This is a genomic window from Mangrovibacillus cuniculi (genome assembly GCF_015482585.1).
GTDB classification, from domain to species: domain Bacteria; phylum Bacillota; class Bacilli; order Bacillales; family R1DC41; genus Mangrovibacillus; species Mangrovibacillus cuniculi.
In genome coordinates, this window is sequence record NZ_CP049742.1 from 1969355 (window position 1) to 1984850 (window position 15496).

The 15496-nt window shown below is 38.2% G+C and carries 14 protein-coding genes and 1 riboswitch; of the genes, 7 read left to right on the forward strand and 7 right to left on the reverse strand.

Annotated elements, in window-relative coordinates:
- Positions 1-136: 136 nt before the first annotated feature.
- A protein-coding gene (locus G8O30_RS10100; protein ID WP_239671609.1) for an IS3 family transposase occupies positions 137-1482 on the forward strand; the annotation gives its coding sequence in 2 pieces (ribosomal slippage) (positions 137-599 and positions 599-1482; 1347 coding nt in all).
- 202 nt (positions 1483-1684) lie between these two features.
- Here the strand turns inward: G8O30_RS10100 and G8O30_RS10105 are convergent.
- From G8O30_RS10105 to G8O30_RS10115, 3 genes are all read right to left on the reverse strand, one after another.
- Positions 1685-2692, reverse strand: a complete 1008-nt coding sequence (locus G8O30_RS10105; protein ID WP_239671963.1) for an LLM class flavin-dependent oxidoreductase — start codon at positions 2690-2692, stop codon at positions 1685-1687.
- A 69-nt stretch (positions 2693-2761) separates the two neighbouring features.
- Positions 2762-3862: a tetraprenyl-beta-curcumene synthase family protein gene (locus G8O30_RS10110; RefSeq protein WP_239671964.1), complete on the reverse strand. Its 1101-nt coding sequence runs from the start codon at positions 3860-3862 to the stop codon at positions 2762-2764.
- A 16-nt stretch (positions 3863-3878) separates the two neighbouring features.
- Entirely contained in the window at positions 3879-4685 is an 807-nt protein-coding gene (locus tag G8O30_RS10115; protein ID WP_239671965.1) for an alpha/beta hydrolase, read from the reverse strand.
- A 109-nt stretch (positions 4686-4794) separates the two neighbouring features.
- Here G8O30_RS10115 and G8O30_RS10120 point away from each other — a divergent pair, with 109 nt between their 5' ends.
- Together G8O30_RS10120 and G8O30_RS10125 are read left to right on the forward strand one after the other, a co-directional pair.
- Entirely contained in the window at positions 4795-5322 is a 528-nt protein-coding gene (locus tag G8O30_RS10120; protein ID WP_239671966.1) for a gamma carbonic anhydrase, read from the forward strand.
- Between the two features lie 100 nt (positions 5323-5422).
- The gene (locus G8O30_RS10125; protein WP_239671967.1) at positions 5423-6163 is read left to right on the forward strand and encodes a C39 family peptidase; all 741 of its coding nucleotides are present in this window, start codon (positions 5423-5425) and stop codon (positions 6161-6163) included.
- Here the strand turns inward: G8O30_RS10125 and asnB are convergent.
- Both asnB and metK read right to left on the reverse strand, forming a co-directional pair.
- A complete protein-coding gene (gene asnB / locus G8O30_RS10130; protein WP_239674538.1) occupies positions 6151-8055 on the reverse strand; it encodes an asparagine synthase (glutamine-hydrolyzing) in 1905 nt (634 codons plus the stop codon). The two genes, G8O30_RS10125 and asnB, sit on opposite strands and share 13 nt — an antisense overlap.
- Before the next feature lie 158 nt (positions 8056-8213).
- Positions 8214-9416 carry a methionine adenosyltransferase gene (gene metK / locus G8O30_RS10135; RefSeq protein ID WP_239671968.1) on the reverse strand — a complete coding sequence of 401 codons (1203 nt, stop codon included), beginning with the start codon at positions 9414-9416 and terminating at the stop codon, positions 8214-8216.
- Positions 9417-9653: 237 nt separating this feature from the next.
- Positions 9654-9797, reverse strand: a riboswitch (SAM riboswitch).
- Between the two features lie 194 nt (positions 9798-9991).
- Between metK and pckA the strand changes: the two genes are divergently transcribed.
- Entirely contained in the window at positions 9992-11569 is a 1578-nt protein-coding gene (pckA, locus tag G8O30_RS10140) for a phosphoenolpyruvate carboxykinase (ATP) (protein WP_239671969.1), read from the forward strand.
- A 115-nt stretch (positions 11570-11684) separates the two neighbouring features.
- Here the strand turns inward: pckA and G8O30_RS10145 are convergent, their stop codons facing one another.
- Entirely contained in the window at positions 11685-11927 is a 243-nt protein-coding gene (locus G8O30_RS10145; protein WP_239671970.1) for a DUF2584 family protein, read from the reverse strand.
- A gap of 19 nt (positions 11928-11946) precedes the next feature.
- A complete protein-coding gene (locus tag G8O30_RS10150) occupies positions 11947-12765 on the reverse strand; it encodes an alpha/beta hydrolase family protein (RefSeq protein ID WP_239671971.1) in 819 nt (272 codons plus the stop codon).
- Between the two features lie 82 nt (positions 12766-12847).
- Here G8O30_RS10150 and G8O30_RS10155 point away from each other — a divergent pair, with 82 nt between their 5' ends.
- From G8O30_RS10155 to G8O30_RS10165, 3 genes are read left to right on the forward strand one after another with little or no spacing between them, the layout of a single operon-like run.
- Positions 12848-13834, forward strand: coding sequence for an ABC transporter substrate-binding protein (locus G8O30_RS10155; protein WP_239671972.1), 987 nt, complete (start codon positions 12848-12850; stop codon positions 13832-13834).
- Between the two features lie 21 nt (positions 13835-13855).
- Positions 13856-14620 (forward strand): ABC transporter ATP-binding protein, encoded by a 765-nt coding sequence (locus G8O30_RS10160; protein ID WP_239671973.1) that lies wholly within the window; start codon positions 13856-13858, stop codon positions 14618-14620.
- Complete coding sequence (locus G8O30_RS10165; protein ID WP_239671974.1) at positions 14613-15413, forward strand: ABC transporter permease; 801 nt, start codon at positions 14613-14615, stop codon at positions 15411-15413. The genes G8O30_RS10160 and G8O30_RS10165 overlap by 8 nt, the downstream gene beginning before the upstream one ends.
- Positions 15414-15496: the final 83 nt, after the last annotated feature.

Genomic DNA, 15496 nt, shown 5'->3' on the forward strand with positions numbered 1-15496 from the left:
TGACTGCACAGGGATTTCCGCTCCAGGGGGACGCGTTCCACGGGGCGGGTTGCTGAGCCTCCTCGTCGCGTAAGATCGCGCTCTGAACTGCACCCCAATTGTTGGACACACATTCCACAGTTGGAGGTGTGTTTTTTTGTCCCAATTTTCTAAAGAACAAAAGTTACTTGCTGTTTATCGATATCAAACTGAAAATGTAAGTTATCGCTCGTTATCCAAAGAACTAGGAATTGATCCTTCGGTCCTTCGACATTGGGTGGCATTAGTTCACTATCATGGAGATACTGCGTTTTCCTTTCCCTATACAAACTATTCTTCAGCCTTTAAACTAAAAGTAATTAAATCCGTTAAAGGCTTGGACTATTCTATTAGGAAAGCAGCTGCTATTTTTCAAATTCCTGATCCTTCTATGGTGCGTAAATGGATTAGGAAGTGGGAAAGTCAAGGATCCCAAGCCTTTCAAGAAGAAGTGAGGCTAGTAGACATGACCAAATCAAAAAATACCAAACAAGATAAACAATCAAATCCATCAATAGAAGAACTTCAAAAAGAACTGGATTATCTGAGAATGGAAAATGCTTATTTAAAAAAGTTGAAAGCCTTAGTTCAGGAAAAATCACCAAAGAAATGAAAGCCAAGGTAATATATGAACTAAGGCATGAATTCCCCGTTAAAGACCTAGTTAAAGTAGCTAGAATTTCAAGAAGCACTTACTATTTCATTGTGAAGTGTTGGCAAAGAAAAGATCCTGATCGAAAATGGAAACGACGCATTAAATTCATCTATAAAAAACATAAAGGTCGATTAGGATATAGACGAATTACAGACATTCTCCAAGAAAAGGGTCACTGTATAAACAAAAAGAAAGTCTATCGTATCATGGGTGATTTGGGGTTACGCTGTATAGTAAGAATGAAAAAATATCAATCGTACATCAGTGGGTTCGGAAAAGCTTCTGAAAACATATTAAATCGTAATTTCCATGCCTCAAAGCCCAATCAAAAATGGGTGACAGATATTACGGAATTTAAACTATTTGGACAGAAACTATATTTCTCACCTATATTAGATTTATTTAATGGTGAGATTATTTCCTATACCCTTCAAACAAGACCGACATACGATCTAGTAGAAGATATGATGCTCCAAGCCCTTACTCGTAAAAAAACAAGTGATGATTTATTAATTCACTCAGATCAGGGGTGGCATTATCGAATGCCCCAATATCGTCGATTATTGAAAGATCACAATATCACCCAAAGTATGTCTAGAAAAGGAAACTGTTACGATAACGCAGTTATAGAGAACTTCTTTGGGATATTTAAATCAGAATTTATACAGTTAGAACAATTTGAGAGTGTAGAGCACTTCATACATGAATTAGAAAATTACATTTTTTACTACAATAACTTAAGAATTAAATCGAAACTAAATAGAAAAAGCCCAGTTGCCTATAGAAGAAATTATGAGCAAGCTGCTTAAATAATCTGTGTCCAATTTCAGGGGGCAGTTCACTCCTGTGGGGTCTCAGTAACCCACCTTTCCCGTAGGAGTCGCCCCCTTCCGCTCCAATCCCAAAGTTTAATTTAACGAAAGCAGTATTTCTGCAGTTTTAAAAAGTAAATTACCTTTAAACATTATCAACAAAGAGGTACATTCGTTTTGAATGTACCTCTTTGACAAATTATTGATTTAACATAGCCTCTGCTACAAGCTCATAGGAACGTTTTCTTTTTTCGTAGTCGTACATAATTGTCACTAACATAAACTCATCTACGTCATACTGCTTTTGCAAATGAAGTAATTTATCCCTTACTTGCTCTTTTGTTCCCACAATCATTCTTTCTCTATTTTGTCTTACTCGTTGTTGTTCAAAGAACGAATATGGATACGTACTCGCAACCTCTGGATTAGGAGTACCCTTTGAAGGCATTCCTTGTTCCAGCTGTATCAAGGATAAATCAATGCTAGAAGCTAGATAGTTTGCTTCTTCCTCTGTCTCTCCACATAAAACAAACACAGCTAGCATGCTATACGGATATTTAAGGTTGGCAGATGGCTTAAACTGCTGTTTATACGTTGTTAAGTTATGACCTGTGTACTCTGCCTGGATAAACTGAGCATACGTATACGGCAAACCAAGCTCCGCTGCCAACTCCGCACTTGATGGACTGGATCCAAGTAGCCAAAGATCCGCTTTACTTTTAGGGATAGGTGTTGCCTTTAATCCATGATAAGGATGATTTATATCTACATCATCCTGTAAATATGCTCGCAATTCTTCTACTTGATCTTTAAACTGGTGGGTCATTGGTCTATTGCCATTGTTTAATGCAAGTGTTGCTCGTGGCATTCCACCTGGTGCTCGTCCAACGCCAACATCTACTCTCCCATGCGCTAGTGTCGCTAACACATTCATATTTTCCGCTACTTTATAAGAACTATAGTGAGGTAGCATAACTCCGCCAGAACCTACTCTAATCTTAGAAGTGTTAGCTGCTAGAAAACTCATTAGTACTTCTGGTGAAGAACCAGCTAGAGTGGAAGTATCATGATGTTCTGAAACCCAGAAGCGCATATACCCCAATTTTTCTACTAGTTTTGCTAATTCTACTGTTTCTTGCAATGCTTTTTCAGGAGACTTTCCTTCGGCTATCGGTGACTGATCTAGTACACTTAATTTTATACTCATCCGTTCCCCCTCCAATTCATGCCTTTTACTCTACAAGTGTTTGTATGTAACGTCTAGTAAATTGCTCAATCAACTAATTGCTTTGGAAGGGCGAATGATTGGCTTAATTATTCGTTTAAATACATTTCTGTAAGCAAGACCATTCCAATAGAAGAAGTAACTCTCAAAGCCACCTTTTTTTAACACAGCCTTAGCCAATTTCTTGACGTGAGCCTGTTGTTCCACTTTTTGATCTGATAGATAAATTCCGACAATACCTCTATGAATCATCTGATGGAAACGCGCCTCTGGAAGTTGATTAATCGCTATATCAGCTTCCTCCATAAAATGCACTATTCTTTTAAACATTGTCTCTTGATCTGGGTAATACGTACAGAAATTTAAATCTCCGCCCTCGATGTCCTCTTGTTGATCAATAACATAATCTAATAGAATGTGGACTCCTTGAACGTACGGAAAATACCCATTCATTATGCGCTTTGCTGTTTCCCTCGTAAAGTCAGTTTGATGAGCATGTGCAACCAATGAAAAAATACCAAGCGTGGAACCACTACATGCCGAAAATTCATGCCAGCCCATTTCTGGAAGATCTGATACATGTTTGTTATGCCAATTTTGCAAACGTGGCACCCGTTCCTCGTGCGCAACATGTTTATGTATTTGTAAGTCACAATAATAACTGCACAAAGTATGGAGGTAACCCTTTATTATTGGATAATTAGGAAGTTGTTCAAGCGTATTTTGACAAGTTTTCACCAAATCAGCTAAATATCCTCCATCTTCTTGCTCTGCACGATACCTATAATACCGTTGAATAGGAGCACCCGGTGTCAATGCATCTTTCATCGATTGATGAAGCGCAGCAAAGTCTTTTGGGTCTAATGAGGTACTTCGATCACAAAGATTATCTAAGTAATCACTGATTGTTTGATAAGCAACAATAAACGATATTATTGGTTCTTTTGCGTGTATGGAAACTAAAGCTAAAATACCCCCACCTTCACAGTGAAATGTTTTATCTTCAATACTCGCTAATGCTTGGGAGCGTAATTCTTTATCGGGAATTAGATGAGCTCTATTCTTCCAAGTTCTAATCTCATGATGTACATAAGGCAATACATGACGATAAATCTTTGCCATTAAAGTAAATGGCTGTGTAGGGGTTTTCATCTTTGTTCTCCTTTCCTTAATCTACTACGTATCCTAATAATTTTAGCTGTGTACGAACAAATTGTTCTGCATACATAAATACGTCTTCCCGCTCTGGCTCATTAAAGATTTCATGATATAAGTTCGGCCATTCTTTAAAATGAAGATCTGAACCTCTTAGCTGGTAAAACCACTCTTTCACAAGATCTTTATTTACAACTTGATCATCCCCAGCCTGCATTAGAAAAATAGGGATATCCTGTGTTTCTTGAATCTGTTCAAAAGCTATACCTATTGTCTTCACTAATTCTTGATACCATCTAACGGAAACTTTTGTTATATATAAAGAATCATTTGCTTCGAGTTCTTTTACTATTTGATTTCTAGTAGCCATGTCTAAAGTTAATCCTGTTTTAAACTTTAATGTTGGAGAAAGAACATTTAGTCCTTTGGCCATAAGCTTTAGAAAGTTTGGTGGTTGTTGAATTAAGCCTAAGCAAGGAGATGATAAAATAACACCTGCTACATTCAGCTTTGATGTTTGTAACAAACGAATAGTAACTAATCCCCCCATACTATGACCTAACAAGAATACTGGCACTTCAAACTGATAAGCTGCTTGCAACCACTGTTCAACTTCGTCTAAATATTGTTGAAAGGAGTCAATGTGTCCACGATCCGACCTAGACTTAGCACCTTGACCAGGCAAGTCGCCCATGACAACGTGATAACCTGATGAACGCCACATTTCAATGAGCCAGCTATATCTACCGTGATGCTCCATTGCACCGTGTACAATCACCACAACGCCTTTAGGATTTCCTTCCGTTTCCCATTTCCACATATTTATCACCATTCCTCTTTCCACAATAAAACTTATCATACACGTAAATAATTTAAATAGCCAAACTTTAACTGATATACTTATAGTACATAAAAAAGGAGGGAAATTCATGTTATATCCTTATCTAGATAAGTATCCCCAAATCGCTGAATCCGCCTTTATCGCCGATTACGTTACTATTTCAGGGGATGTTACAATCGGGGAAGAATCAACTGTTTGGTTCCAAACCGTTATTCGTGGAGACGTTTCTCCAACCATTATAGGGAATAAAGTAAATATTCAAGATTTGTGTTGTTTACACCAAAGCCCAAAATTTCCATTAATCATTGAAGATGAAGTAACGGTTGGACATCAAGTGACGCTCCATAGTTGTCACATTAAAGAAGGTGCCTTAATAGGAATGGGCTCCATTATTCTTGATGGAGCAGAGATTGGGGAAGGTGCTTTTATAGGAGCAGGTAGTTTGGTTCCTCCTGGAAAAGTCATCCCTCCGAATACGTTAGCCCTTGGAAGACCTGCAAAAGTCATTCGTGAACTTACAGAAGATGATAAAAAAGATATGAAACGCATTGTCCGTGAATATGCTGAAAAAGGACAGGTATATAAATTGCACCAAAAAAACGCAAGTCGTACATAAAGGTATCCTTCGATGCCAATGCTCTCCATTGGCATCGATTCTATCATTGGTTGCAGTAATCCATACCTTTTCGCAACATAGTATGAAAGGGCGTGTAGTAATGAAAAAGCCATTATTACTAGTAAGTATAATCACAACTAGCAGCTTTTTATTCTACTATACTGTAGAAAACTCTTTTTCCCCCTTACCCCAACCAACATTCTCAGATGTAGATTATGAAGTCATAAAATTAGCTCCAAATGTATTGTTAGATGCTCCACTTATAAAACAAATGCCTGAATTACCTAGAGGTTGTGAGGTAACCAGCCTTGCTATGCTTCTTCAGCACGCTGGTGTGTCCGTTAACAAACTAACTCTTGCTGCGGAAATCCAGAAAGATCCAACACCTAAATTCGTAAAAGATGGAAAAACGTACTTTGGCAACCCACAAGTAGGGTTTGTTGGAAATATGTACACCTTCTCTAAACCAGGATACGGAGTGTATAGTAAACCGATTTCTGACCTAGCAGAAAAATATTTGCCAGGGAAAATAGTTAATCTGTCCAATCGTTCCTTTAAAGAGCTTCAACTGTCTTTAACACTTGGAAAGCCAGTTTGGGTTGTATCGAATGTAACCTTTGCACCATTAAGTGATCGATATTTCCACACCTGGCATCATACTGATGGTAGTTCCACAAAGATTACAATGAAGGAACACTCTGTTCTATTAACGGGTTATGATGATAAATTTATCTACTTTAATGACCCTTTGTCAGGTAAAAAACATGAAAAAGCACCCATAAAAGACTTTATCTCTTCCTGGGTGCAAATGGGGTCTCATGCGATTTCTTATTTAGATTGAAGAGTCTCTAAAGAATCTCCTAGAAGTGCAACTTTTGATGTAGGGGACCCTTCTATATAAACTTGGTGCCACGTCATGAACACTAACACTGTCCATATTTTTCTACTATGATCTGCGTGGCCCCTGCAATGCTCTTCTAATAATCTTCTTACAAATTGTTTATTTATTAAATGCTCTGTTTGACTATCAATTATTAACTGATTTGCCCAGTCATATAGTTCGTGCTTTAGCCAGTGTCTGATTGGCACTGGAAAACCTAACTTTTTACGATGTAATACATGATTGGGAACAATTCCTTCAGCGGCTAAACGAAGAATATGTTTTGTCGTACCATTTGCAATTTTCAAGTCTGCTGGAATGGTAGATGCCACTTTCATTACTTCCTTATCTAAGAAAGGAACACGTAATTCCAGAGAATTCGCCATTGTCATTTTATCTGCTTTTTGTAAAATATCCCCTCGCATCCAAGTATAAAGATCAATTAGTTGCATTGTTTCTACCGGACTATTCCCCGATGCTTCTTGATAGATTGGATTCGTAATGTCTTTAAAATGTATGCTTCTTTGATAGGTATATAAAAGCTCTTGCTTCTCTTTTTCCGAAAACATTTTTGCGTTTCCGATATATCGATCTTGAAGTGGCGTAACACCTCGCTCTAAGAAACTCTTTCCTTTTATACCTTCTGGTAAGACATTAGCTAACGAACGCAAAATGCTATGTCCGATCTTTGGAATTTTAGTAAAGATATTCAGAGACACAGGTTCTCTATAAATATTATATCCCCCAAATAGTTCATCTGCACCTTCTCCTGAAAGTACTACCGTTACTTGTTTCCTAGCTTCCTTGGCAACAAAATATAGCGGTACACATGCAGGATCTGCTAACGGTTCATCTAGGTACCACATAATTTGTGGTAGAGCAGCAATGTATTCGTCTGCTGATATATATTTATGATAATTCTCTACACCTAAGGCTTCAGCTGTTTCTTTCGCCACATCAATTTCGCTAAATCCTTCTCTAGAAAAACCAACAGAAAAGGTTTTTATCTCCGGATTTACTTCTTTTGCTAAAGAAACGATAAAAGAGGAATCTATGCCCCCAGATAAAAAGGAACCAACTGGTACATCACTTCTCATATGTTTCTCAACAGAATCACGAAGAACGTATCGAATTTCATTTATCCAATCCTTAGATGAATCTTGTAGTGGTTGAAAACTCGGTTTCCAATAAGTATTAACTTCTAAGCGTTTACCTAATTTCTTTTCAAAGTAGTGTCCAGGCGGAAATCTCTTTATCTCCTTAAAGCTACTAAATGGCTCAGGAACATACTGGAAAGTCAAATAATGCTGAAGTGCTACTTCATCTAACGCTGGCTCTTTGAACAATTGATCCAACGATTTTCTTTCACTGCTAAAATACGTTTCACCTTCTAGCTCAGCGTAATACATAGGCTTTATGCCAAAATGATCACGTGCGCCAAATAATACTTTTTCTTCTTTATCCCATATGATAAAAGCAAACATCCCACGCAAGTGGTGAACGACATCTTTTCTATATTTTTGATATAATGCTAAAATTACTTCTGTATCAGACTGAGTCTCAAAGCAAGTTCCTTCACTTTGTAAGTGTTCCCTAAGTTCAACGTGGTTGTAAATCTCCCCATTAAAGATAATCCAGTATCGCTGGTCCTCAAATGAAAGAGGTTGATGCCCTGCTTCCACATCAATGATACTTAGTCTTCTAAAACCAAATCGAACGTGTTCATCTTGAAAGTACCCTTCATCGTCTGGTCCACGATGTTCTATCAACTTGTTTTTTTTAGTAAATTCAGCAAATCCTTTATGCATATCATCAAACTTGTCGTCTCGAATATATCCTAAGAAACCACACATACCATACACCCCAAATCCTTCTTTTAACGACACATAAATGTAATCCTTACTTCTTTGAATAAGACGTAAATATTACAGAAATGTTACATAAAAGTTGTGATGTATGTATTATTTACCAAATCAATGAAAAAAAGACACCTCAAAGGGTGTCTTTTCCATTATGCGTTTGCAACAGATGCTTTAATTAATGCAGCTTTGTCTGTACGCTCCCAAGGAAGGTTCAGATCATTACGTCCAAAGTGTCCGTAAGCAGCAGTTTGCTTGTAGATAGGACGACGTAGGTCTAACATTTTGATGATTCCAGCTGGACGAAGGTCGAAGTGCTCACGAACTGCATCAATTAGTGTCTCTTCATCAGCAGTACCAGTACCGAATGTATCAATAGAGATAGAAACTGGTTGAGCTACTCCAATTGCGTATGCAAGTTGAACTTCACATTTGTCAGCAAGACCAGCGGCAACGATATTTTTCGCAACATAACGAGCAGCATATGCAGCAGAACGGTCAACTTTCGTTGCGTCCTTACCAGAGAATGCTCCACCACCGTGACGAGCATATCCACCGTACGTATCAACGATGATTTTACGTCCTGTTAGACCAGCATCCCCTTGAGGTCCACCGATTACGAAGCGACCTGTTGGGTTAATGAAGTATTTTGTTTGTTCATCAATTAGCTCAGTAGGTACCACTGGCTCAATAACGAATTCCTTTAGGTTACGTTGAATTTGATCAAGCGTAACTTCTGGATGATGTTGAGTTGAGATAACGATTGTATCAATACGAACAGGATTGTTGTTCTCATCATATTCAACCGTTACTTGTGTTTTACCATCTGGACGTAAGTAAGGAAGAATATCCTCTTTACGAACTTCTGTTAAGCGACGAGCAAGTTTGTGCGCTAAAGAGATTGGTAAAGGCATAAGCTCTTTTGTTTCGTTACAAGCATAACCAAACATTAACCCTTGGTCTCCAGCTCCAATTGCTTCAATTTCTTCGTCAGACATTTGTCCTTCACGAGATTCTAAAGCTTGGTCAACACCCATCGCGATGTCAGCAGATTGCTCATCGATAGAAGTTAAAACTGCACAAGTTTCTGCATCGAAACCATATTTCGCACGTGTGTAACCAATTTCTTTAATTGTTTCACGTACAATTTTAGGAATATCAACATAAGTAGAAGTTGTAATCTCTCCAGATACAAGTACTAAACCAGTTGTTACAGATGTCTCACATGCTACACGAGCGTTAGCATCTTTCGCTAAGATAGCATCTAGAATTGAGTCAGAGATTTGATCACAGATTTTATCAGGATGTCCTTCTGTTACTGACTCAGACGTGAATAAGTGACGTTTCTTTGTCATGGGGTTTCCTCCTAAAGTTCGCTTCCAGGTGTGGAAACGTTAATAATCACGGTACTCATGTCCTTCAGTAGTATGGGGAAAGATGCAATAACTATATACGCATCTGTAATTGATTCGACTACCGGACTTTGGCAAACCTTTGCTACATATATAAGGAAACTCGATAATCATGAGCTATATCCCGTAACAAAAAAAACCCTTCTATCATGAGAGAAAGGTGGTTACCGAAGCCTTTCACTCTTATCGTTCAAGGGGCCGAAGATGTTCTTCTGCACAAGCCTTGCCAGGTTAAGCACCTTTGTTTTATACAAATAATTCTGTTGTATGAAACAGGTTGCTGGGTTTCATAGGGCCTGCCCCTCCACCAACTCAGGATAAGAGTATCCGTTCAATGCTAAATCATATCTTTTTACCTTTTTGATGTCAATAGTTTTAAAGAAAGAACTAGAACCAATTAAAGGCTTAATGTTTTGAACTTTAAAATCAGAAAAAGCATGAACAAATAGTATACACTAATCATATAATTGTGTTATACTATTTAAGAATACTGAAAACGGAAAGGTTGAGTATAAAATATGGTATCTACATTTGCTTCGTTAAATTCCTTATTAAATAAGAAGTCTACCTACCATTCATTGCCTGTAGCAGACTTAGTAGAACATTGTTTACAAAACGGAGAAGCTACTCTTACAAGCACAGGTGCCGTGAGAGCTTTAACTGGTGAGTATACTGGGCGTTCACCAGAAGACAAGTTTATCGTTGTAGACAAACTCTCCGAAAAAACGGTTGATTGGGGAAAGGTAAATCAACCCATAACGGAAGACAAATTTGAACGACTTTATAACGATGTTCTTACTTACTTAGATGCTAAACCATATTTATACCATTTTAATGGCGCTGCTGGCGCACATGTAAGTTATCAAAGTCCTATTTCCGTTGTAACAGAAAAAGCTTGGCATAGTCTTTTCTCTCATCAGCTATTTATCAACGAAGTAGCACCAGATGCTGCATTAGAGCCAATAACTGTTATCAATGCTTGCGGTTTTAAAGCAAACCCTGCTGTTCACGGAACAAATTCCGAAACATTTATCATTCTTTCTTTATCAGAAAGAATTGTCTTAATTGGTGGAACGGAATATGCAGGGGAAATCAAGAAATCCATTTTTTCTGCACTAAATTTCTTTTATCCTTCTATGAATGTCTTTCCTATGCACTGTTCGGCAAATGTAGGTGCAGAAGGCGACGTATCTTTATTCTTTGGACTTTCCGGTACAGGAAAAACCACCTTATCTGCTGACCCCACTAGAAAGTTAATTGGTGATGATGAGCATGGTTGGTCAGCTAGCGGTGTGTTTAATATGGAGGGTGGATGCTACGCTAAATGCATCGGTTTAACGGAAGAAAAAGAACCACAAATTTACCAAGCAATCCGCTTTGGTTCCGTATTAGAAAATGTTGCTTTGGATGAACAAAAGGTTCCTGACTACAGTAGTAACTTTTATACAGAAAACACTCGTGCTGCGTACAGTTTGGACGTAATTCCTAACCGAGTACCAACAAGCTATGCTGGTCATCCAAACACAATTATTTTCTTAACTGCAGATGCTTTTGGTGTGTTACCTCCAATCAGTCGTCTTACAAAGGAGCAGGCAATGTTCCACTTCTTAAGTGGCTACACTTCCAAATTAGCTGGCACTGAACGCGGAGTAACACAGCCAAGAGCAACTTTCTCTACATGCTTCGGTTCTCCATTCCTTCCGCTTCCAGCTACAGAGTATGCGAAATTACTTGGAGAAAAACTAGACCAACACGACGTAAAAGTATATTTAATTAACACTGGTTGGTCCGGTGGAGCGTATGGAGTTGGAAATCGTATCTCTCTAAAATATACACGAATGATGATTCGTGCAGTGATAGAAGGAGAATTAGAAGGTGTGGAAACTACGGTGGATCCGATTTTCCAAGTATCTGTACCTACACATGTTCCAGGGGTTCCAGACCATGTTCTTCAACCAAAGAAAACATGGGAAAATGGAGAGGAATATGACATTGCAGCACATCAATTAGCAAAGTCTTTCCATCTAAATTTCAAGAAATTCTCTCATGAGTTACCAGACTTAGCTAGACTTGGTGGACCGGTAGACGAACTATAAAGGACTCTTGTATGGTCAAACCATATCACTTGGCTAACGATGAATTGTTACTGGTCACGTAACAACTAAAAACCGCCAACAACCCTATTTTTGGAGTTGTTGGCGATTTTTTTAATCAATTAGTAGAATTCAATGCTTTCAACTCATATTGAATTGTTGTAGCATCCTCTTCCCATGTTTGACGGACTACAACTCCTACTCCAGCTACTTCTCCCTCTTTCGTACGTTTTACTTCGATAGGGATATTTAGAGGGTAAATACGATACCCATCTTTCGTTAGTTCAAAAAGATTTCCTTCTTGACGAACCTCTTTTCCTTTTGTCACAATCATTGTTTGAAACTCTACAGGCATTCCCATATTTCCGCCCCCAAATCATCTACTGTTTTTTCATCCATTGTATCATATCTGTCACCGTTCGTTGGTTAACTGCTGGAGGAAAATAGTGCGTATAGGTAGAATAATACCACGTCTCTACGTGTTTTCCTGCTGCTTTCAAAGATGTTTCTAACTGTTGTGCATGTTCAAATCCAACGTGCTTGTCTTTTTCTCCGTGAATAATTAAAACTGGACAATGTATTCCATGAATTGTATGTAATGGTGTACGAAAGTCGTATGGTTTTGGATTCCGATGAGGCGTACCAGACATTACACGTTTCATCATTCTCCTTAAATCAAGTCTCTCTTCATATGTTTGATACATATTACTTACACCTCCCCAAGTAACAAGGGAACGACAATTCGAAAATTCTAAAGCTGTGAATAATGCCATTACCCCACCTCTTGAAAAACCAAACACATGCAGCTGATTTGTATCAACATTTGACTGCAGCTCTAATACCTTATACCCCATAAATGCATCCATGCGATCTTCCCCACAGAAGTCCTCTTGTCCCTGTCCTCCCCTGTTCCCACGATAGTAAGGAGCAAATACCACACAACCTTCATGAGCAAACTGAGCAATTCGAGCCGGTCGTACCATTCCAACAGATTTTATTCCACCTCTTAAGTATAAAATCCCTGGGAATTTTCCTTCTTTAATTGGTTCAGCTAAAAGTCCTTTCACCTTAAATGGACCTGAGAGATAAGTTATTTCTGTTAACTGTACATTCGGATTGGGGGAAGGAAATCTTTCTCTATGTAAAATAAGCTCTTTCATCTCGTCTTCCTTTCTCATGTCAAATAGTATCTTTTCCATAGGCTATCACACATTTTTATGAATTTCATATCTTGATGGTAATGAAGGTTACATCAACCTACTACTAAAGGAGCGAAATGGTATGCGTAAACTTATCACTAGAGTGGGATTATTATTAACTTCCCTCGTTTTCATTGCAGGTTGTCAAACGACTGATAAAGTCGAAAAAGTCCGTGTTGCTGAAGTTACTCGTTCCCTTTTCTATACTCCTCAATACGTTGCTATTGAGAAAGGTTTCTTTAAAGAAGAAGGTCTAGATATCGAACTAACCACCACTTGGGGTGGAGATAAAACGATGACCACACTTCTATCTGATGGAGCAGATATCGCACTAGTTGGTTCTGAAACTTCGATTTACGTGTATGCACAAAATCCAATAGATCCAGTTATCAACTTTGCACAACTAACTCAAACAGATGGTACCTTCTTAGTTTCTAGAGAAAAAGTCGATGATTTTAAATGGGAAGATTTAAAAGGAACGACATTTTTAGGTCAACGTAAAGGTGGGATGCCACAGATGGCTGGAGAGTTCGTTCTTCGTAAAAATGGGATAGATCCGTTTGCTGATTTAGAGCTTATTCAAAATATTGACTTTGCAAATATTGCTACTGCCTTCTCTACAGGAACCGGGGATTATGTACAATTATTTGAACCTACAGCATCTTTATTTGAAGAGCAAGGCATTGGTCATATTGTTGCATCTTTCGGAACAGAATCTGGTTTACTTCCATATACAACGTTTATGTCCAAAGAGAGCTATCTAAAAGAAAATAAAGAAACCGTGGAGAAATTCACACGTGCTCTACAAAAAGCACAAAAGTTTGTAGATACTGCAAGTTTAGAAGAGCTAGCTGTACTAGTTCAACCTTACTTTGAAGATACCGAATTGGATTTAATGGAAACTGTTATTGATCGATACCGTGCGCAAGGTTCATTTGCTACAGATCCCATTTTAGACGAAGCAGAGTGGAACAACTTACAAACCATTATGGATCAAGCAGGTGAGCTACCACAACAAGTCGACCATGAAACTTTAGTAAACACAGATTTTGCGAAGTCCGCAAAATAAATGAAAAAGGTGGGGAATGTTATGTCTTTTGTCAAAGTAGATCATGTCAGCCATTCTTACTTTTCCCCAAAATCCCGTGTCGAAGCACTAAAAGATGTACAGTTAGAGATTAATCAAGGTGAGTTCGTATCTTTTTTAGGACCTAGTGGTTGTGGGAAATCTACCCTTCTTTCCATCATAGCAGGATTACTAAAACCTACGTTTGGAGAAGTAAGAGTAAAAGGCAAAAATCCAATGAAGACAAAAAATACTATTGGATATATGCTTCAACAAGATTACCTCTTCCCATGGAAAACTATTAGAGAAAACACCTCATTAGGTGCTTCCTTGCTCCACCTACCTTCGCAGGAAACAGATATTATGGTGTTAGCGCTATTAGAAGAAATGGGACTGTCAAAATTCATTGATGCCTATCCTCATGAATTATCAGGTGGAATGAGGCAACGAGCATCTCTAGTGAGGACATTAGTAACGAATCCTACCTTACTCCTTTTAGATGAACCGTTTTCCGCACTAGATTTTCAAACAAAACTAAAAATGGAAGACCTTGTCCTCTCCACGTTAAAGTCTTATGACAAAACAGCCATATTAGTCACGCATGATATTTCAGAAGCAATCGCCATGAGTGACCGAATTATTCTATTCTCTAAACATCCCGGTAAAATACATCGTGTCTTTGAAGTCCCAAAAGAGTTAGTAGCTATCTCCCCTTTTGAAGCAAGAAACCATTCTAGTTATCCAGCATTCTTTCATCTGATTTGGAAGGAGTTGGAGAACCTTGAGTGAAGAAAAGGTATTAATCCAAAAGTACGCAGCCTATAAAAAGCAACTCGTAAAAGAGAATCGGATTGTACGAAGCTATCAACTAGCATTATTTGTTTTATTCTTCTCCATATGGGAGATTGCCAGTAAAAATTTATGGATTGATCCCCTGATTTTTAGTTCACCATCTACCGTCATAAAACTTGGGATGGATAAAGTAAATGATGGCAGTTTACTAGTACATGCAGGAGCAACGATTTTCGAAACAATTTTAGGGTTTATTCTAGGTACCGCACTGGGAGTATTTATCGCAACGGCTTTGTGGTGGAGTCCACTCGTTGCTAAAGTGGCAGACCCTTACCTAGTTGTTTTAAATGCCATGCCCAAAGTTGCTCTTGGTCCTATACTAATTGTCATTCTCGGTCCTTCTTTTAGCTCCATTATCGCCATGGGGGCCATTATTTCAATCATCATCACTGCTATTGTAATGTTCACTGCATTTAAAGATGTCGATCAAAATTATTTAAAAGTAATGTACACATTTAGAGCCTCTAAGAAGCACATTTATCGTCATGTCATCTTTCCTGCAACAATACCAACTTTAATCTCAACAATTAAAGTAAATGTAGGTTTGTCTTGGGTAGGAGTTATTGTTGGAGAATTCTTAGTATCCAAACAAGGCTTGGGATATTTAATCATTTACGGTTTCCAAGTCTTCAATTTTTCCCTAGTATGGCTTGCCTTATTAATGATAGCCATCATGGCAACGTTCATGTACCAGTTGGTAGCTTATTTTGAACGCAAAATAAGTAAGTAAGAAGGAGATTCATCTAAGTATGGATCACCTCATGCGGTCATCGATAAGTTATTGCCAGTCACGCAAGAAAAAGTAGAACTCCC

Coding starts and splice junctions, on each gene's coding strand:
- G8O30_RS10105 (WP_239671963.1), bottom strand. CDS start 2,692: ATGAGTATAAAATTAAGTGTACTAGATCAGTCACCGATAGCCGAAGGA.
- G8O30_RS10110 (WP_239671964.1), bottom strand. CDS start 3,862: ATGAAAACCCCTACACAGCCATTTACTTTAATGGCAAAGATTTATCGT.
- G8O30_RS10115 (WP_239671965.1), bottom strand. CDS start 4,685: ATGTGGAAATGGGAAACGGAAGGAAATCCTAAAGGCGTTGTGGTGATT.
- G8O30_RS10120 (WP_239671966.1), top strand. CDS start 4,795: ATGTTATATCCTTATCTAGATAAGTATCCCCAAATCGCTGAATCCGCC.
- G8O30_RS10125 (WP_239671967.1), top strand. CDS start 5,423: ATGAAAAAGCCATTATTACTAGTAAGTATAATCACAACTAGCAGCTTT.
- asnB (WP_239674538.1), bottom strand. CDS start 8,055: ATGTGTGGTTTCTTAGGATATATTCGAGACGACAAGTTTGATGATATG.
- metK (WP_239671968.1), bottom strand. CDS start 9,416: ATGACAAAGAAACGTCACTTATTCACGTCTGAGTCAGTAACAGAAGGA.
- pckA (WP_239671969.1), top strand. CDS start 9,992: ATGGTATCTACATTTGCTTCGTTAAATTCCTTATTAAATAAGAAGTCT.
- G8O30_RS10145 (WP_239671970.1), bottom strand. CDS start 11,927: ATGGGAATGCCTGTAGAGTTTCAAACAATGATTGTGACAAAAGGAAAA.
- G8O30_RS10150 (WP_239671971.1), bottom strand. CDS start 12,765: ATGGAAAAGATACTATTTGACATGAGAAAGGAAGACGAGATGAAAGAG.
- G8O30_RS10155 (WP_239671972.1), top strand. CDS start 12,848: ATGCGTAAACTTATCACTAGAGTGGGATTATTATTAACTTCCCTCGTT.
- G8O30_RS10160 (WP_239671973.1), top strand. CDS start 13,856: ATGTCTTTTGTCAAAGTAGATCATGTCAGCCATTCTTACTTTTCCCCA.